The organism is Corynebacterium sp. 11A (assembly GCF_008930935.1).
Classification (GTDB): Bacteria; Actinomycetota; Actinomycetes; order Mycobacteriales; family Mycobacteriaceae; genus Corynebacterium; species Corynebacterium megadyptis.
In genome coordinates this window covers 61,590-81,292 of sequence record NZ_PQMR01000012.1, presented here as the reverse complement: position 1 = coordinate 81,292, position 19,703 = coordinate 61,590, and the positions used below count along the sequence as shown (strand labels likewise).

13 protein-coding genes are annotated in these 19,703 nt (G+C 61.9%); 6 read left to right on the top strand and 7 right to left on the bottom strand.

The features are described from left to right. The 3 genes from GBB18_RS10875 to GBB18_RS09045 all read right to left on the bottom strand — a co-directional run. A partial coding sequence (locus GBB18_RS10875; RefSeq protein WP_192795997.1) for a hypothetical protein occupies positions 1-140 on the bottom strand: 140 nt, incomplete at its 3' end. A gap of 195 nt (positions 141-335) precedes the next feature. Beyond that, positions 336-4,199, bottom strand: coding sequence for an ABC transporter ATP-binding protein (locus GBB18_RS09050; RefSeq protein WP_225990273.1), 3,864 nt, complete (start codon positions 4,197-4,199; stop codon positions 336-338). 190 nt (positions 4,200-4,389) lie between these two features. Next, the gene (locus GBB18_RS09045) at positions 4,390-5,385 is read right to left on the bottom strand and encodes a hypothetical protein (RefSeq protein ID WP_151641453.1); all 996 of its coding nucleotides are present in this window, start codon (positions 5,383-5,385) and stop codon (positions 4,390-4,392) included. A gap of 348 nt (positions 5,386-5,733) precedes the next feature. On the opposite strand from GBB18_RS09045, the gene GBB18_RS09040 reads away from it, so the two are divergent. From GBB18_RS09040 to GBB18_RS09030, 3 genes are all read left to right on the top strand, one after another. Beyond that, entirely contained in the window at positions 5,734-7,335 is a 1,602-nt protein-coding gene (locus GBB18_RS09040; RefSeq protein WP_151549094.1) for a carboxylesterase/lipase family protein, read from the top strand. Between the two features lie 5 nt (positions 7,336-7,340). Further along, entirely contained in the window at positions 7,341-8,195 is an 855-nt protein-coding gene (locus GBB18_RS09035) for a (2Fe-2S)-binding protein (RefSeq protein ID WP_151641452.1), read from the top strand. Between the two features lie 142 nt (positions 8,196-8,337). Next, positions 8,338-9,021 carry a hypothetical protein gene (locus GBB18_RS09030; RefSeq protein ID WP_151549092.1) on the top strand — a complete coding sequence of 228 codons (684 nt, stop codon included), beginning with the start codon at positions 8,338-8,340 and terminating at the stop codon, positions 9,019-9,021. 30 nt (positions 9,022-9,051) lie between these two features. Here GBB18_RS09030 and GBB18_RS09025 read toward each other — a convergent pair whose 3' ends face one another. Beyond that, positions 9,052-9,606: a hypothetical protein gene (locus GBB18_RS09025; RefSeq protein WP_151641451.1), complete on the bottom strand. Its 555-nt coding sequence runs from the start codon at positions 9,604-9,606 to the stop codon at positions 9,052-9,054. Between the two features lie 99 nt (positions 9,607-9,705). On the opposite strand from GBB18_RS09025, the gene GBB18_RS09020 reads away from it, so the two are divergent. Together GBB18_RS09020 and GBB18_RS09015 are read left to right on the top strand one after the other, a co-directional pair. After that, positions 9,706-10,956, top strand: coding sequence for an MFS transporter (locus GBB18_RS09020; protein ID WP_151641450.1), 1,251 nt, complete (start codon positions 9,706-9,708; stop codon positions 10,954-10,956). Positions 10,957-11,006: 50 nt separating this feature from the next. Then, positions 11,007-13,016: a DEAD/DEAH box helicase gene (locus GBB18_RS09015; protein ID WP_151641449.1), complete on the top strand. Its 2,010-nt coding sequence runs from the start codon at positions 11,007-11,009 to the stop codon at positions 13,014-13,016. 230 nt (positions 13,017-13,246) lie between these two features. On the opposite strand, the gene GBB18_RS09010 is transcribed toward GBB18_RS09015, so the two are convergent. The 3 genes from GBB18_RS09010 to putP all read right to left on the bottom strand — a co-directional run bounded on the left by GBB18_RS09010 (position 13,247) and on the right by putP (position 16,132). Then, positions 13,247-13,720 carry a DUF2269 domain-containing protein gene (locus tag GBB18_RS09010; protein WP_151641457.1) on the bottom strand — a complete coding sequence of 158 codons (474 nt, stop codon included), beginning with the start codon at positions 13,718-13,720 and terminating at the stop codon, positions 13,247-13,249. A 31-nt stretch (positions 13,721-13,751) separates the two neighbouring features. Further along, a complete protein-coding gene (locus tag GBB18_RS09005) occupies positions 13,752-14,360 on the bottom strand; it encodes an HNH endonuclease family protein (RefSeq protein ID WP_225979131.1) in 609 nt (202 codons plus the stop codon). Positions 14,361-14,563: 203 nt separating this feature from the next. Then, on the bottom strand, positions 14,564-16,132 hold the full coding sequence (gene putP / locus GBB18_RS09000; RefSeq protein WP_151641448.1) for a sodium/proline symporter PutP: 1,569 nt from the start codon (positions 16,130-16,132) through the stop codon (positions 14,564-14,566). A 538-nt stretch (positions 16,133-16,670) separates the two neighbouring features. On the opposite strand from putP, the gene GBB18_RS08995 reads away from it, so the two are divergent. Then, positions 16,671-19,703 carry a DEAD/DEAH box helicase gene (locus GBB18_RS08995; RefSeq protein ID WP_151641447.1) on the top strand — a complete coding sequence of 1,011 codons (3,033 nt, stop codon included), beginning with the start codon at positions 16,671-16,673 and terminating at the stop codon, positions 19,701-19,703.

The following is a 19,703-nucleotide window of genomic DNA, read 5'->3' as shown; positions in this document are numbered from 1 at the left end:
GGGGTGGGCTCTGCGGGGCTGCCCTCCTTTTCGAACAGCTCGCGCCATTCCTTGTCTACGGAGGAGGGATCCTCCTTGAACTGCTGGAACATCTGGTCTACCAGCCACTGATTTTGGCCGAAAGTACTAGCGCTGCTCACGGCAGGTGCTCGCCTCATTTCCTTGGGTTATTGGGTGATTCATACACAGTTTAGTGGTATTGGACCAGACTAACGGTGGTCCACCCCTTTTGTCGCCTAAATCTGGGCAGAAATTACGCACCTCTCGTGCGAGATCTGACCACCATGGTCGCGGGTGTGAGCGGGTTAACCACTCCTGGCGCCGAGTACACCCTCCTAAGAGGAAGTCCACATGCGCCAATAGGTTCCCTTTTGGTTGAGTAAGTTCTCGTGGGTGCCGTCCTCGATGATGCGGCCATGATCCATCACAATGATCCGATCCGCCCGCGCGGCGGTGTTCAAGCGATGGGCCACGACCACGCTGGTGCGGGCGTCCGTGACGCGGTCTGAGGCCTGCAGAATGGTGTTTTCCGTGGCGGGATCCACGGTGGCGGTGGCCTCGTCGAGAAGCAGCAGGGACGGTCGGGTCAGCTCGGCGCGGGCGAGCGCAACGAGCTGGCGTTGGCCCGAGGACAAGCCGCGGCCTTTTTCCCCGAGAGGGGCGCGGAATCCGCCGGGGATGCTGGCGATTGCGCTTAGCGCACCGACACGAGCGGCAGCATCGGTGATCTCAGCGCGGGTGGCCTCGGGGCGGCCATAGGCGATGTTCTCAGCGATGGTGCCGCTAAAAAGGTGCGCCTCTTGGGGGACCATGCCGATTTGGCCCCGCCATGCGGCGAGCGGAAAGTCGCGGATGTCTATCCCGCGGGCGCGCACCGCGCCGGAGGCAGGGTCGTAGAAGCGGGCAGCGAGTTTGATGATGGTGGACTTGCCCGCCCCAGTCTGGCCCACCACCGCCACCGTGCTCCCGGGGGCGAGCTCGAAGGATAGATGCTCGGTGACCGCAGGGGTATCTGGCCCATAGCTGAAGCTGACATTATCGAGGGCCAAGGCGCCGCTGGCGGCGTGGGCGGCGTCGTCCCGCGTGCCCGTGGACACCACGCTGGGCTGGGTGGTGAGCAAATCGCGGATGCGGTTGAAGCCCACCGAGGCCTGTTGATAGCTGTCGAAGACTTGGGAGAGCTGTTGGATCGGGCCGAAGAGAGCGCTGAGATACATGACGAAGGCAACGAGCACGCCCGCAGAAATCTCCCCCTCGAGCACCATCGTGGCGCCCCAACCCACCACGGCCGCTTGGGCGAGCTGCGAGATGGCATTAATGCCGGGGAAATAGAGAGAAACGGCGGTGTGGGAGGCGATGCGCAGCCGCTTGTATTTCGCTGCTGCGGCCGTGAACTCCGCGAGGCTGCGATCCACGGCGCCGTGCATCTGGCTGGTGCGTAATGCTCCCACCGATTCCTGAAACTCGGCGTTGACTGCCGATATCTGTTCCCGGCTGCGGCGATAAAGTCGGGAGGAGATGCGGCGAAAAACCACGGTGGCCACTGCGACGATCGGCAGCGCGCAGAAGGCCAGCAGCGATAGCTGGACATCGGTGGCCAGAAGCATCACGGAGATGCCCACCAGCGTGCTCAACGCCACCACGGTCTGTGCCAGTCCAGTTTGGAGAAAAGAGCTCAGTGCATCGATATCGGTGGTCATGCGGGTCATGATCTTGCCCGAGAGGGTGCGTTCGAAAAAGTCCATGGACAGCCGCAGGATGTGGCGGAAGGAACGCACGCGTAACCCGTAGAGCAGGCGCTCGCCCGTGCGGGCGGTGATGATGGTTTGGGCCACCGCCGCCGCCCAGCTGAGCAGGATGATCGCCAGTCCGGCAAGCGCCATGAGTACCAGCATGCGCAGGTTGTTCTCGCTGATGCCGCGGTCGATGGCATAGCGGATGAGGGTGGGCAGGGCGATATCGGCGAGCACCCCCATCACCAGCAGCACAATGCTGGTGAGGATGAGACCGCGCACGGGGTGAAACAGCCGCTTCAGGCTAAAACCCTCCTCGGTATTCGACACGGTGAGCTGAGGCTGCTCGGTAGCCTCGGGTAGCCGTGCGATATCGGCGGCGAGGCGGTCATTGAGTGGCTGCGACATCAGCGCCCCGCGGCCGCTAATAGCGGTGGCCTGAGACTTAGCAATCGTGCCGCGCTCGTGTGGCCGCCGCCCCACCGGCTCTGCAGGCCAGAGCTGCTCATCGCTGGGCCGGACCTCCGAGTCGAAGGGCACGGGCTCCTCTTCGCTGGGGCGCTGTTGGAAGCTGAGATCCATCAGGTGCGCGAAGTCGTGATTCGCTGAGATCTCCTCCAGGCTGCCGCAGGCAGTGACGCGGCCTTCATCCACAAGAGTCACCGTGTCGGTGAGCTCTAGGGTGGAGGCGCGGTGGGCGATAGCGAGGATCGTCAGGTCGGGGTAGTGGCGGCGAATGCCCGCGTAGATCGCTGCCTCTGTGATGGCGTCAATGGCAGAGGTGGCGTCGTCGAGCACCACCACATCCGCGCCCCGCGCCAAAGCCCGGGCGAGGGCGATGCGCTGGCGCTGCCCTCCAGAGAGATCGAGGCCGCGCTCTCCTAAGACGGTGTCGAGGCCGTTGTCGAGCTCAGCAACGAACTCAGCGGCGCAGGAGGCCTCGAGGGCGGTGCGGAGTTCCTCCTCCGAGATATCCGCCCCGACGGTGATGTTGTTGCGGATGGAATCCGAGAACAAGAAGGGGTCGTCGAAGACGATGGCTACCCGCTCACGCAGCTCGGCGCGGCGAATATCGCGCAGGTCATAACGCTGGGAGGTGGCGTCGATAAGCGCAATACTGCCCTCGTCGGGATCGTAGAAACGGCCCACGAACTGGGTGAGCATCGTTTTCCCAGAGCCGCCGGGGCCCACCATGGCCATGCGGGTGCCAGGGGGAATGCGCAGCGACATGCCGTTGAGCACGGCGCGGCCACTCTCCGGCTGGCTGAAGTGCACATTGTGCACGTCGAGGCCGAGACGGCTGGCGGGCAGGGACGCGGGATGGGCGGGATCGGGCAGTGCGGGGCGCTGGTCGAGAACATCAAACACGCGTTCCACCGAGGAAAAGCCCATGTAGATGCGCATGAGCATGCCGGAGGAGACGCGGGCGAGGCCGGTGAGGGAGACTAGGTAGGAGGAGAAGGTGACAAAGACGCCGAGAGTGATCGTGCCGTTCAGCACTAAGAGACCGCCGAGGGCGACATTGGCCACTAGCGCGATCTGCGGGAGGCGTTCGATAAAAGGGATGCTGCGGGCAGTGAGGCGGGCGACGCGCATGCGCAGGGCGAAAAGCCGGCGGCTGGCGTCGGCGAGAGTAGTGCTTTCGCGGTCTTCCTGGGTGAAGGCTTTGACCACGCGAATACCGCTAACGGTTTCCTCCACGTGGCTCGCCACCTCGGCGGCTTGCTGTTGTGCGGTCCAGGTGGCGGCGTAGAGCGGGCGCCGCGACACCGCCGCAGCCACGATCACCACCGGCAGCGATATCACCGCCACCAGCGCCAGCAGGGGAGAAAGCCAGAGCATGACGGCGAGCTCGGCAAGGATTTTGAGTAGCGAACCCAGCGCCAAGGGGGTCATGGCTAAAATACCCTGGATCTGGTTGAGATCCGAGATAGAGCGCGAGACCACCTCGCCGGTGCGGATGCGGTCATGGCCAGGGCCGTCGAGGCGAGAGAGTGTGGAGAGAATACGTATGCGCAGCAGGTGCTGAACGGAGATGGATAGCCTGCCCGCGGAGTAGCGGCGCCCCGCTTGAAAGACGAACCGAATGAGGGCGGCAAGGATGAGTGAGATCACCACGATCCGCAGCGCATCGGCGCTTCCGGATACGCCGAAGGGGGAGAAGATGCCGGAGCGGTGGACGAACTCCGTCCACGAGGTGGCCTCGCGTGAGCCCGTGGCGATATCCACCGCGCTACCGGTCAGCAGGGGCACGCTGAGTTCGGCCACAACCTCGGCGAGGGTGCAGACGATGGCAAAGAGGCTGACCGACTTCAGCTCCCAGGCGGTGCTGAGCAGCCGTTGTAGGGCCGGAAAGCCACGCTGGGACTTAGTGGACGGGTGCTGAGCTGAGGAGGTGCGGGAGCTGCCGCGCTCGGTGATACCGGCGCGCTCCGTCTCAGAGTGCGCGGACTGCGAAGCGGTCACAGTTCTACTCCTCCTTAGCTCTATATGCCGATCTAGTTGTGTATCACCCTTGGCGGGCTCGAGCTGTCGATGCAGGAAAACCCCGCCACCTGCGTCGACCGCATGAAGCGGTGGGCGAGCACAGGTGGCGGGGCCGAGTGCTGCCCCGAGGGGCAGCGGTGCACCGTTGGGTGCTTTTTAGCGCACGAGGTTAGGCCTCGCCGTCGGTGGCGTCCTTCTTCTTCGGTACGAAAGGAAGTTTACGCACTGTACCGGACACGCCTCCAGCAACCCCGTGGGCGGCACCAGCGACGCTGCTGCCGACGTTGCTGGCGGTGGAGCTGACAAACTCCCAGCTGCGGGCAGCCAGGCTCTCGTTCTGGTGGGTCTTGGTGACGGCGTCGGTGACTTCCTTGTCCATGGCGCTGACGTCCTCATCCTTGATCTCCTCGAGGGCAGGCAGGAGGGAGGGGAACTCCGTCGGTGCCGAGCCCAAGGAGTCATAGGTGTTGCCGATGAGCTTCTTGGCCAGCTTGCGGTTGGCGACGGTGCCGATCACAGCGCCAATACCCAAGGGCATAACCTTGCCGATCCACGCGGCGCGCAGTCGCTTATTGGTCTGCTTCAACGCCTGCTTGAGCAGGCGGTTATTAATCTTGCTCATCGACGGACCGGAGAAGCGGGAGAGGGTAGAGATCGTCGAGCTGCCTCCCTCAACGCCCAGATCGCCCACGGCTGCATCGACGAGGGCGGTGCCGGAGGACCCCATGATCACCACGAGAATGAGCGCTTCTCGACGCTGGGGATCGGAGATATCCGCGCCGCGCAGGTAGGCCGAGGCCATGGTGTAGAAGGCGGCGGCGTCGAGAAATACCAGCGATTCCGCGCCTACGGCGGCGGCGCCGGTGATAAAACCGATGCCCGGGACGGCAGCGGCCATGCCGGCAGAGGCCCCGGAGCCGGTGGCCAGATAGGTGATGTGCTGGTCCAGCATCTTCTGAATATCAGCCGGGCTGGCCTCTGGGTTGCGCTTGCGCAGCCAGTTCACATAGCTGGTGATAGAAGACGCCTGCATCTTCACCACATGGTTCAGGGCCTTAATGAGCAGCTTGCCGGATGCTCCGGTGCGCTCGTGCAAGGTTTCGGGATCAGATCCCAATGCATCAGTGATGTCATAAGTCGGTTCGTGCGAGCTCGATTGAGACATAGTAAGAGATCTCCTTAGTAGAAATTCATAATGGGGAAAATAATCGGCGATACGGAATTATCTGAGTGCTAGGAATGCCTGCCCCGTGCGGCCTCATTCTGGCGAGGGCGCTGTGTATTAGGGCTGGTGGGCATTGTTGTCCAGTGTAGTGGTTGTACTGCACCGCCGGATATAGATAACACTAAACGACACCTGCGCATTATTAATAGTCCGCACGGGCCTGCCGCACCCGCTGTGATCTCTTCTCCACACGCGCCTAGTATCGAATAGCTGCGCGCCGGCGGGGCCGCAAGAACTCTGCTGCGTAGTAGCCCGCACTGACTACGCGGAGCAACTACCGTGGAGGATATGGAAACGCTGGTCCGAACCACCGCTGGTTATGTCAAAGGAGTGGCGCGCTCCGGACTGCTGACGTGGCGAGGAGTGCCCTATGCGGGGCTTGTCGACGGCGAACGCCGCTGGCGGGTGCCCCATCCCGTCGAACCGTGGTCCCGAGTGAAAGACTGCACCGAATATGGTGCCAAGGCGTGGCAGCCGGCCAGTTTGTGGGGAACGAAATTGGCGGGCGGGCCAGACTGCCTCAACCTCGATATTGTGCGCCCAGATACCGATGAGCAGCTGCCGGTGGTGGTGTATTTTCACGGCGGTTCTTACTTGGTGGGCTCCTCGCATGAAACCATGCTGCGCGGGCATAACTTTGTGCGCGCCCTGAATGTGGTCTACGTGTCTTTGAACTTCCGGCTGGGGGTGTTCGGCTATCTCGACTTATCGGAGATCGGCGGCCAATGCGTGCCCACCCCGGCGATGCACGATCAACTGGCGGCGTTACGCTGGGTGAAAAAGAATATCGCTGCCTTCGGTGGCGATAGCAGCAACATTGCCATCATGGGCGAATCCGCGGGGGCGGCGAGCGTGATTTCGCTGCTGGCCTCTCCGGCAGCGCGAGGGTTATTTCACAAGGCTATTGCCCAGTCCGCGCCGGCGGCCTCGTTTCACTCCCAAGAGCAGTCGCGGCGCTGGGCGCGGGCGCTGGTCGACAATCTGAAACTGCACGACCTCGCCGATATGTCCGTGCTCCGGGCGCTGCCGCCCGCCGATCTGGTGCGCGCCGGCAGCCTGTCCCAATTGCGCTTGCGCGACATGCTCAATCTCAACTCGCCCTATGGTCCGGTGGTGGACGGCCACGTGCTGCCGCAGCACCCGCTGGATGCCTTCGAGCAGGGGCGCCAGGCTCCGGTGCCGCTTTTGATCGGTACGAATAATGACGAAGCCTCTGTAGCCAAGGCCCTCTACGTTCGCGAGTCCGCGCGCTCGCGTTCGGCGCACCGCATACTCACCGCCTTCGACACCGAACGCGCCCACGAGGTGCTGCGCGAGTACTCGGCCGCGTTTAGCCGCGAGGATTTTGCGGACCTGCTTACCGATGCTGTGTTTTGGGTGCCTTCGGTGCGGCTCGCCGAGGCCCATGCGCGTATCGCGGACACCTGGATGTATCGATTCGACTTCGCCCCCGCGGCGCTGCGCCGCCTCGGCATCGGGGCCATGCATTCACTCGAACTCACCGCCGTCTTCGGCGATATGGAGGCATCGCGCGTCTCTGGGCTCAATAAGCTCGGAGGCGCCGCCGAGTTTGCGGCACTCACTACCGAGTTGCAGGCCTATTGGGGCAACTTCATTCACCACTCCCAAGTCGGTTCGGGATGGCCGCGCTACCGCGCCGCAGTGGCGGACCGCATGCCGCGCCGGGCCACCAGAATCTTCGACACCGCATCGACGGTTGTCTATGATCCACGCTCGCAGCGTCGTCAAGCGTGGGATAATTATGATCTGCGGCAGTGGGGAAGTGATGAGCCCGATCTCACCAGTCCCACCCGGGTGGCAAAGACGCTCGCGCTACTCGAGTCGATTCTGCCCCGCACTGCCCAACGCCCGGCGTCTCAGGAGGAATGAGGAAGATGAGTTTTAGCCCTGCGTCGCACTGGTCGCTGCTGATCCACGAGCATCCCCGCTTCAGCCAGGCCCTAGTGCCATTGAATGAGGACTCGGAGCAGTTACTTTCCACGCAGATTATCGACGCCGCCCTCGTGGACCGTCTGCGTCAGGCCATCGCCGCCACTCATGAGCTTTTTCCCATGGACGAGGATAAACACTGTGCACAGCTGTGGTTTCACAGTTTCGTCACCACTCTCATTGAGCCGACAATGATGCTCGCCCTCGATCACGACCTCGTGGCGATCTGCGATGCGGAGCATCCAGCCACCATGTTCGTGCATACCCCCACCGGCCATGGCGCGGGTTTTTGGTACGGCTACCACCCGAACCATGTGCTCGACCCCTCCGCAGATAGCTACCGGCAGCTCGGGGCGGGATGGGCGGAGCTTTTCGAGCCGATTGTGGGCGGTCTCGCGGAGATCACGGATGTCTCTGTCGCCGCGTTATGGGCGGTGGTCAGCGATGCGGTATCCATGGCGGCAGCCACAGCGGGCAATGAGGCTTTCGCCCCCTATGAGGGCATCGCCGCTTGTCTGGCGGTGCTGGAGGGGATGCGCGCAAAGCTGCAGGATCGCGCCCGCGTGGTGGAACCGCGCTTCTTCGACTATGTCGATGGGGAGTTTCGCCCCAGCGATTTACAGATGGCCCTTCGCGAGGATGAGCCCGATGATGATGTGGTGCTGAGCACTAAACGGCTGACGTGCTGCATGATTTTTCACTCTCCTGGCTGCAGTGTGTGCGTGTCGTGCCCTAAACAAAAACCCGATATCAAGCGCGAACGCATGGCACAGCAGTGTGCGGCGCTCGCCAGCTTCTAAGACACCTCTCGCATGCCGCCCCAGTATCCATGAAGCACCCTGCGGCGATTCTGCGGCGGACCAACTAGGCTGTAGAGCGGCAGCCCCGCCGCTCGTGGCGGGCTGTCACGTAACCATCTATGTGGAAGGAAAGCCTGCCTCCATGAGTTTCTTAGAGGATATTGCAGCGGCACTAGACGATGCGGGCATAGAGTCGCGTGCTCACGACTGCACTCTCTTTGTGCCGATCACCTCCGAGGTGGAGATCCACTTTGTGGACATCGACCCTGACTTTCCTGCCGCCAATGTCTACATTGCTGCCGCCGATGTGGATGAGGAAGATGAGGATTTCGAGGCCGTCTTGGTGGCGGTGGTGTTTTCGGTAGAGGATGCCGTTGCCACCGTGAGCGAGCATATTGCCACCGACCAGGTGGTCACCATACTGCGGGATGTGCTCAGCGGCACCGATGATCGCATTGCGGATCTGGATTTCTTCCAAGACGAGGACGACGCCCACACCGTGCGCGCCGAGGTGGCAGCCAACTCCGAGATCCTCGTCCGCGTGGACCTCGACGAGGGCGTGCCCACGGCAACGGTGGAGTTCATCGCCCTCGGAGACGATGATGAGGCGTGGGATGACGAAATCCTCAGCCTCGGCTCCTTCACTGACTATGACCGTCTTTTCGATGTCATCAGCCTCGCCGCGGATCAAGCCGAGGACTGGGAGGATCAGCTCGCACCCATCGATGAGGACGATCACGATGCCGCCCAGCGGCGCGCCGCACTCGGCGGACTCTATGACACCGAGGACGAAGAGTATTTCGACCTCGACGAGGACGACAGCTAGGTAGTCATGCCGGCGGCAGCGCCGCTCGCTTTAGGCGGCGCTGGTGTGTTGGACAAAAAAGGACACCGGCGAGGGCAGTGGTGTATAGGTGCTGTCGACGACCCAGCAGTATGTGGGGGCAGTGGGTGTGAGGATCTCGTGCACCATCGATGACGCCTCCTCGGGGATGAATGAGCGCATCCACGCCTCGCTCACGCTGGCAGGAACGCTATCGCCGCGAGGATTCGTAAAGCGCGCGATCACGGCATACGCCGGAGTGGAGGAGTGCGCTCCCTGGGCGAGCGCTGCCGCCATGGCTGGGTTCGCCCGATAGCGGGTGATATTCAGCTTCAATTCGGGAACGCCGGCGATGTCCACCGCGGGAAGGGTGAGTGTTGGTGGCCGCCACGTACTGGGGGTGCGCGCTAAAGAGCGAGGGTGATGGATCGTGGATGTCACCCGCTCCACGATGTCGGGATGGTCACGCCTGATTAAGGCTAATGCTGTAGCAGTGGATACTGGCCGCTGCCCAGTGCGGCTGGAGCTGCTATAACGCTGTGCGGGATTAAAGAAATGGGGCTTAGTGTTGCTGTTAATGTTTCGCATGGCCCGCATTCTAAACAGCGGCTGAGACACTCCCACGCCAGAGGTGAACACATGTTCGAAAGGTTGGGGTGGGGTATCGAAGGAGGAGTGAGGCGCGTGATGCGTCGACTAGCACACACGCGGGATAGGCAGAAGCGTCCTGTCCCGCCGCTGCCCAAGGAGATCTGGGCGCTCGTCGCGGCGGCGTTTATTATTGCCGTCGGTTTCGGCATCGTGGCGCCGATCATCCCGCAATTCGCCCGCAGCTTTGATGTCTCCCTCGCTGCGGCGAGTGCCGTCGTCTCCGTGTTTGCGGGATCGCGGCTTCTCTTCGCCCCAGTTTCAGGGCGGGCAATTGATCGCCTGGGCTCCCGCAAGGTCTATCTCACCGGTCTGATCACCGTGGCAATTACCACGGGTCTCGTCGGAGCGGTGAGTGACTATTGGCAGATCCTGGTGCTGCGCGGTATCGGCGGTATTGGCTCGACCATGTTCACGGTTTCGGCCATGGGGCTGATTGTGCGCATGGCGCCGCCCGAGGTGCGCGGCAAGGCGTCGTCTATCTATGCCACCGGTTTCCTCGTGGGCAATATCGTCGGCCCGGTGGTGGGCGCCGCCTTGTCCTTTATGGGCATGCGCGCACCATTTTTCATCTATGGCGCCACCGTGCTGCTGGCCGCGGCAGTGGTGTATGTGATGCTCTCTGCCGAGGCGATGGGCTCCTATGAGAAGACGAATAGCTTGGCCCCGATGACCTTCTCCGAGGCGTGGCGTGATTCCGCCTATCGGGCAGCGTTGGTCTCCGCCTTCGCCAATGGCTGGTCCAACTTCGGCGTGCGCGTGGCCATCATCCCTCTCTTTTCCGCCGCGATGTTCCACCAAGCAGGTGCCGTAGCCGGTATTGCGCTCGCCTTTTTCGCCGCCGGCAACGCGCTCGCCCTGCAATTTTCTGGGCGATTGTCCGATCAATGGGGACGCAAGCCCCTGGTGATTACGGGGTTGGTGATTAATGCGGTGTTTACGGCCAGCATTGGTCTGACTCATGAGCCGATCACGCTGCTGACCGTCTCCGTCTTCGCCGGTTTCGGGGCGGGCTGCCTCAACCCCGCTCAGCAGGCGGCGCTGGCCGATGTGGTGGGGCGGGAGCGTTCCGGTGGCCGCGTCCTCGCCAACTTCCAAATGGCCCAAGATTTCGGGACGATCACCGGCCCGATTGTGGTGGGTGCGCTCGCGGGCTGGGCCGGCTATGGCTGGGCCTTCGCCTCCTGCGGGCTAATTGGATTAGCCGCCGCAGTGGTGTGGCTGGGAGCGCGTGAGTCCCTTGAGCCCCGCGATGACACCGCCGCTGAAAGCCCTTGTAGGAAGGGATAAGCCCTCTGCAATTGGCTATGCACCGCCGCGCAGCGTAACGTGGTGGGGCAATGAGTAACACCGATAACGTCACCGGAGACGTGGACAGTCCGGATCATATCGTTTCGTCGGACTCTCAGGATACTTCGCAAGGTGCGGCAGCACAGTCTGCCGATCAGCACAGCACCAGGGATGCGAACACTTCTGAGGATACCGGCTCACCCACCGGCTTTGAAAGCTTGGACTTACCCTCAGATGTGTTGGAGGCAGTCACCAAGGTTGGCTTTGAAACGCCGTCCCCTATTCAAGAACAAACCATTCCCGTTCTCATGGGAGGCCACGATGTCGTAGGCCTCGCCCAGACGGGTACCGGCAAGACCGCCGCCTTTGCGCTGCCTATTTTGGCGCGCATCAACAAGGACGAGCGCTCTCCGCAGGCACTGGTATTGGCACCGACGCGCGAGCTCGCGCTGCAGGTTGCTGACTCCTTCCAGTCCTTCGCCGATCACCTCGGCGGCATTAACGTGCTGCCGATCTATGGTGGACAATCCTATGGCATTCAGTTGTCGGGCCTGCGCCGCGGTGCACACATCGTTGTGGGTACCCCGGGTCGTGTGATCGACCACCTGCAGAAGGGCTCGCTGGATATTTCCGGTCTGCGCTACCTCGTGCTCGACGAGGCCGATGAGATGCTGCAAATGGGCTTCCAGGAGGATGTCGAGCGCATCCTGGCCGACACCCCTGCAGACAAGCAGGTGGCACTGTTTTCGGCCACGATGCCGAATGGCATTCGAAAGATTTCCCAGCAGTATCTCAATGAGCCGCAGGAAATCACCGTCCGTTCGGCCAGCCGCACCAACACCAATATCAACCAGCGCTATCTGATGGTGGCGCACCGGAACAAGCTCGATGCTCTGACCCGTATCCTCGAGGTCACCGAGTTTGAAGCGATGATCATGTTTGTGCGCACCAAGTTCGAGACAGAGGAACTCGCCGAAAAGCTGCGTGCTCGCGGGTTCTCTGCGCAGGCCATCAACGGCGATATTCCGCAGGCCCAGCGCGAGCGTACCGTGGACCAGCTCAAGGATGGTCGCCTCGATATTCTCGTGGCCACCGACGTGGCTGCCCGCGGTTTGGATGTGGAACGTATCAGCCACGTGTTAAACTACGACATCCCGCACGATACCGAGTCCTATGTGCACCGCATTGGCCGTACCGGCCGTGCCGGTCGCTCCGGCGAGGCTATTCTCTTCGTCACCCCGCGTGAGCGCCGCATGCTGCGATCCATCGAGCGCGCAACTAACGCGCCGCTGAACGAAATGGATCTGCCGACCGTTGATGAGGTGAATGAATCCCGCAAGGAGAAGTTCGCCGATTCCATCACTGAGGCGCTGGAAGACTCTCAGGTCAATATCTTCCGTTCCTTGGTGCAGACATACTCTGATGAGCACGATATTCCGATGGTGGATATCGCGGCGGCATTGGCAACGCAGGCTCAGGCCAGCGACGAGTTCTTGATGAAGGAGCCGCCGCGCGATAAGCGTAAGGATCGCTCCGATCGTCGCGACCGTGACTTCGATCGTGGTGGCCGTGACCGCGGCGACCGCGGTGGTCGTTTCGAGCGTTCGAACCAGAACATGAGCATCTATCGCCTCGCCGTGGGCAAGCGGCAGCATGTGCGTCCCGGTTCCATCGTGGGCGCGCTGGCAAACGAAGGCGGGCTCAATTCCAAGGACTTCGGCCGGATCGTGATCAATGTGGATCACACCCTAGTCGAGCTGCCCAAGGACCTGCCTCGCGATGTGTTCGACCGGCTGGAAGATACCCGCATTTCCGGCCAGCTGATCAATATCGAGTCGGCCCCCGATGCCTCCTTGGAGCGCGGCTATGGCGACCGTGGTAGTCGCGGCGGTGGCCGTGGTTTCGGTGGCCGTGGTGGTCGCGATGGCGGTCGGCGCTTCGATCGTGGCGATCGCGGTGGCCGTGATGGCGGCCGTGGTGGCCGTGGCTTCGACCGTCGCGATAGGGGAGACCGCGGCGACCGCCGTGGCAGCTTCCGTCGCCGGGACGATCGCTACTAATCCTTTCTGAGCTTTCAGGGCTCACACACCACACCACCTCGCTGGATCTTCCGGCGAGGTGGTGTTTTCTCTTGTGGCGACTGAATGGGGCTCTCGCACATGCCGCCCGCTGCGTCGCCGAGCCGCCACACCGCCCGCCCGCCGAGCCGCGCCGCTACAACAGTGGCGGTACAGAGACATAAAAAACCTCGCTGCCACGGGGCAGCGAGGAGGCAGTATAAAGCGTGCCGCTACATCGTCATCATCAAAGCGAAGGTGATGATCCACAGCAGCGAGAAGATGCCGCCGAACATCGACAGCTGGGACTTTGCCTTGTCCCAATCCTGCACGGTGGCATTCTCCGGCATATCGTCGGCGTCGAGAATACCCAGTTCGGCAGCCATAGCCTTCTGACGGGGCAGAATCAGGAAGTACAACACAGCCCATGCGATAACGGACAGCAGAATAGACGTGTGCAGCAGCCCTTCCTTGATCCATGCGTCGAGGTTGGAGAACATCACGCCAAAGCCCAGCAGCGGCACCAGCAGCGAGAGCAAGCCGTAGGTGTTGCTGATCCGGTAGAGCAGCGCGGCGGAACCCTTGGCCTTATCGTTGCCGTTATGTGCATGGGCTGCTTGCACATGGAAGGTCGATACAGCCACGGTGACCGGGCCCAAGAAGAGCACGGCGGAGAGCACGTGGAGTGCCAGCATCACAGTAGAAATGGTGAGTCCTCTTTCACTAAGGGGTGAACTATTACTGGGTGGTAGAAACATCACGCCGAGGCCGCCCGCGCTGGCCACGCTGTGGGTGTCCAACCGGATAACTCAGCGCAAACTGCGAGTTTAGTGAAACTCCTAGAACTTCGCTAACCCAGCAACTGCGCTTCATGCGCGTAATATCCGGCTGGGATAGCGCCAGCTGATACCGTGCCGCCACAGCGGCGAGACGTTGGGAATACCAGCAGCGATGCCGGTGGTAGGGAGGCATCCATGCCGCGGGCAGCGCATCGCTTTTATCTTGATTGGCGGCGGCGCTCACAGCCACCACGTTGAGTGGATCATTGGCAAAGTCCTCCGCTTTGGCCCGCGGCCAGGTGGCCGCCCCCATATCCCACGCGGCCGCGAGCGGAAATACGTGATCGATCTGGAGCTCATCGACGGCCGCGTCAATCCGCTCGCCGGTATAGAGATCCTGAATCACCCCGCGGAGCCCGCGCGAGCATGGCGCCTGCACCCCCGCCGCGCGCAGCGCGCGATCCCGAGTGGTACAGCCTGCGCCCAAGCTGGGCTGGGCCCGCCAGCCCGGCCCGAAGAATTCTCGCCGGTATCCAGGGTGACGGGCACGCGTCTTGACGACGCTCACCTTGGGCAGTGTGCTGTGTAATCCAGGCAGCTGCGGCTCGGTGGGCGGATGCGCAGGCACCCGTGCTACAAGGCCGATAAGAAGCCAGAGAAGCGTCGATAAGCATAAAAGGGTATACCAGCCGCGGCGGGAAGAGAGATCCATACCTCTCAATGACGAAAGGGAACCTCGATGAGGTTCCCTTTGCGTGTGGTCGAGAGGATTTAGCCCTTGGTCTCGAGCTGCTCGGCGGCAGTCTCGATGTCCATCTTGGGCTGCTCCTCGGCGATGGTGGCGAGCTTCGACGCGCTGTCGAATTCATCCAGCACTTGCTGGCTGGGGCCCTTGGACATGATCGAGACCACGGCCATCACGACGGTGGCGGCGAGGAAGCCGGGCACCATCTCGTAGAGGGTGTCGCTCAGCGGCGACATGCCCCAGGCGAAGGAGACGACCGCGCCGGTGATCATGCCGGCAATCGCTCCGCCGGCGGTGAGTCGACGCCAGTAGAGGGAGGCGAGAATGATCGGGCCGAAGGCAGAACCGAAGCCCGCCCATGCGAAGCCCACCAGACCCAGAATCGAGTCGGAGGGGTTGATGGCCAGCACCGCGGCGATCACGGCCACGGCCACCACGGCGGTGCGCGAGAGGTTCACCAAGACATTGTCCGGCAGCTTTCGCTTGTAGACGATCTTGGTCAGATCCTCGATCAGAGCAGAGGAGGTGACCAGCAGCTGGGAGGACAGGGTGGACATAATGGCTGCCAGCACGGCGGTCAGCAGCAGACCGGCGAGAAGCGGGTGGAAGAGAATCCGGCCCATGTCCAGGAAGATCGTTTCGAAGGCCTCGCGGTCGGTGACCCGAATGGAGGGATCCTGGCCGAAGAAGGCAGTTCCCACCAAGGCTGCGAAGGTCGCGCCGATGATGCACAGCAGCATCCAGCCCACACCAATCCAGCGACCGGCCTTAGCTTCATAGGGCGCGCGCAGCGCCATGAAGCGGACAATCACGTGCGGCTGGCCGAAGTAGCCCAAGCCCCAGGCGAGGTTACCGATGATCGCGGTAATCGAGACGCCAGAGATCATGTTGAAATAGGAGGAATTACCCGCCTCATAGGGGCCATAGGGCTGCTCGACGGCCCAGGTAAAGATGCTGGTGGGCTCGTCCAGAGACAGCAGCGCCATGATCGGCACCACGATCAGTGCGGCGAACATGATGGTGCCCTGCACGGCATCGGTGTAGGACACAGCAAGGAAGCCACCAATGAAGGTATAGGCCACCGTCACGGCTGCCACGATGAGCATGCCGTCTAGGTAGCTGCCACCGAAGGTGGACTCGAAGTACTTGCCGCCGGCGACCATGCCGGAGGAGACATAAAAGGTGAAGAAGAGGATGATCACCACGGCGGACACAATACGGAGGATGCGGGACTTATCCTGCACACGGTTTTCCAAGAAGCTTGGAACCGTAATCGAGTTATTCGCGATCTCCGAATAGGAGCGCAGGCGCGGCGCCACCCATGTCCAGTTCGCCCAGCAGCCGATCAACAGGCCGATGGCGATCCACAGCTCCGAGAAGCCGGTGAGGAATAGTGCGCCCGGCAAACCCATGAGCAGCCAGCCGGACATATCCGAAGCTCCCGCCGAGAGGGCGGCAACGAAAGGATTCAGGCCGCGACCAGCGAGCACATAATCGTCATATTCGTCTGTTTGCTTATAACTCCAATAACCAATCGCGAGCATCGCCAACATGTAGATGATGATCGCGAGAATAAACCAAGTATTTTCGCTCAAGTCGTGCACTCCATTCTTGTTTTCTCCGATGCTACGCAGCTTGTCATGCCTGTGCGCAGGCACCAGCACAGGGCTGGGGCGTCGTCCTCGACGCTTCTTCACGGCATTACTCGCCTGCGCACAGCCCAATCTCAGCGCGCCACTCACACCCTAGGGCGGAGACCAGCGCGCTCACTTAGACCGTTGTCGTCGAACATCGGGGTAGCTGCCACATACACCACGTGGCCGTTGTGCGTTGGCCGATAGTACAGAGGTTGTGCTCTCATGTCTTATTCAGGTTGCTCGCTAGGCTCTTATGAGGGGGACGAGAGCTGTCCAGCCGGAGGAGCTGCGGGTAGCGCCATATACGTGCGCAGCAGCGTCGGGCCGTGTCAGCTGGGCGCAGCCGCACGCGGCGCGGAGAAGGACTAGAATCGATCGCTTAGGGCTGAGAAGCTGATCCGGCAACGACACGATCTGCGGCCGCGGATGTACCACCGCCGCCATCGTGATGAGCACAGGAAAAGGACGAGGACTAAGGAAAGGAGGGTGGACGGACGTGACGCATCTCGTGCACGGTTTCTGGCACCGCGAAAGCGGATTGATTCTGTGGATCGAGCAAGTGGAGGGGCACAAAATCCTCATCCCCGAACAGCTTCCCACCGGCGCTTTTAGCCCGCAGCTTCTCGCGCTCGTTCACCCTCTCAACTTTGGCCATCGTTTCACTGCGCACTTGAGCACGCCCAAAGGGCGGCGCGTGCGGCTGCCCATTCCCGTCGCCCGCTGCTATCCCGAGAAGGCCGTGGAGATCATTGAGGAACTGATCGGCCTGCTCGATGGGGAGCAGGGAGATAGCGTCGTCACGCAATTAGCGCCCGATCTACTGTGGATCATTCAGTTCTATCGGGGGCTGAAGCAGTTCGTGCGCGCCGGGCGGGTGGTGCTGCGGGTTCGCTGGGCAGATGATCATTGGTGGCCGCAATGGCAGCTCTTGCCCTCCGGGCGGGAGCGAGTGTGGATGGGACGCATGCACTTAGCGATTCCGCAGGTGCTCACCGCCAATGGCAGCGCCGCCGTGGCCGATGACATGGCCGAGGAGCTGCCGCACTGGATTGCCTCCTATATTTTGCAGGACTTTATTGATGAGCCCCGCTCCCGCGAGCTGCATACCTTCTCGCGCACCCTGCTTAACTCCGAGTCGCTGCGTCGCGGCGGTCCGACGCTCGCGAGCAAACTCAATGAGTGGAAGGATTCCATCAATAGCTCCCGGGTGGAGCTCATGGTGATTGTGGAAGACGCCCCCACCCATTCCGATCTCGCAGACTCCGACGCCGACGCCGAAGAGTTGCTCTTTCCGGTGCGGATTCAGGTGCGTTTCGGGGTGGATACACCTCTGCCGGTACAGGCCGAGCTTATCGACGCCGCCTTCGCGAATAGGCTGCGCGATGATCACAATCGACTCCTCGAGGTGGCGAGCACCCTCGGCAGCCCCGAGGTGGAGCAGCAACAACAGGATGATCCGTGGGGCGAGGAGCCCGGCGCCCGCGGGGATTGGGATCGTTTCCTCACCCTAGAGCAGCTGGGGGAGTTTCTGGATAAGGATGTGCCGAAGCTCCGCAGCGCGGGCTATACGGTGATGCTGCCGCGGTCGTGGGGAGAGCATGAGCTCACGGCCAAACTGCATACCTCCAAGGTGCAGAATCTCACTATTGCCTCCACCTATGGCATGGATCAGCTGCTCAGCTATGACTGGACGCTCTCGCTGGGCGGGGTGGAGCTGGAGCCGGAGGAAGCGCAGCGTCTGATCGAGTCCACCTCCGGCTTGATTGAGCTGCGCGGGTCGTGGGTGATGGCTGATAGCCGCAGCCTCGACGGGATGCGCGCCTATGTGGAGATGGTGAAAAACCATAGCGTGAGCGCGAAGGATCCCGCGGCGGAGAAAGACGATCCCCGCGCCGATGAGCTCGATCTCGCGGAGGAGAATTATCTTTCGGCCGCGGCGCTGCGCGAGATGGCGCTGAAGACCGCGGGTCAACGCTATATCGAATTCCGTGGCAGCGACTGGTTTAGCTCGCTGATGAGCGCGGACGCCGATCCCGTTCCCACCCCCGTGCGCCTAACAATTCCCGATAGCGTGCACGCCACATTGCGGGAATATCAGCGCCGCGGCGTGGATTGGCTGTATTGGATGGCGCGCCATGAGCTGGGCGCGGTGCTTGCCGATGACATGGGTTTGGGTAAAACTCTGCAGCTTCTCACCCTGCTGGCGATAGAGAAGCACGAGGGGCTCACGACGGCGCCCACCATGGTGGTGGCGCCGACCTCGGTGCTGTCGAATTGGCAGCGGGAGGCCCAGAAATTCACCCCAGATCTCTCCGTGATGGTCTATCACGGCTCACAGCGGCCGAAAGGCGAAGAGTTTGTGCACCAGGCGAAGCAGTGCGATCTGGTGATCACCAGCTATGGGGTGCTCTCTCGCGATGTCGAATTATTCTGCGAGCTGCACTGGCAGCATCTCGTGCTGGATGAAGCACAGCAGATCAAAAACTCCTCTACCCGCATGGCGCGTGCGGCGAAAGTGATTCCCAGTGCGCATCGCATCGCGCTGACGGGTACCCCGATCGAAAACCGCTTGGCGGAGATCCATTCGCTGATGGATTTCTGCAACTACGGGATGTTGGGCAGCGCCTCCTTCTTCCGGAATCACTTTGCCCGCGCTATCGAGGTCTATGACGATCCGGAGATGAAAGACGCGCTGCGCCGGCTCACCGCCCCCTTCATCCTGCGGCGACTAAAGACCGACCCAGCGGTGATCGACGATCTTCCCGATAAAACCGAGAACGTCTTGCACGTGCTGCTGAGTAAAGAGCAGGCGGCTTTATACAAGTCCTATGTGGATCGCATTAAAAAGGAGGTGGAGGATACCGCGTCGATGAAGCGGCGCGGCATGATCCTCGCCGCCATGACCCGCATTAAACAAATCTGCAATCACCCCGCGCACTTCCTCGGCGATGGCTCTTCGATCACCTACCAGGGCGTACACCGCTCCGGTAAGGTGGGCAGGCTCGTGGAGCTTATCGACGCCGCCCTCGACAATGGGGAAAAGATGCTGGTGTTCACCCAGTATCGTGCTTTTGGCGATATTCTCGTGCCCTACTTGAGCGAGCACGTCGGGCGGGAGGTGCCCTTCCTTCACGGTGGGGTGTCGCAGAAGGGGCGCGACCGGATGGTCACCGAGTTCCAATCGGAGGAGGGCCCACCGATTATGGTGCTGAGCCTCAAAGCCGGCGGGACCGGGCTAAATCTGACTGCGGCCAATATTGTGGTGCACATGGACCGCTGGTGGAATCCGGCGGTAGAAAACCAGGCCACGGACCGCGCCTATCGGATCGGCCAGCGCAAGGATGTGACGGTGTACAAGATGGTGTGTGAAGGCACCATGGAAGAAGCCATCCAGGATGTTATCGAAGGCAAGATCCAGCTGGCCAGCGATATCGTCGGGGAAGGCGAAGGCTGGGTAAGTGAGCTGAGCCAAGAGGATCTGGAGACCCTGTTGACGTACCGCGGAACCATCGAGGAGGACGAGGACTAA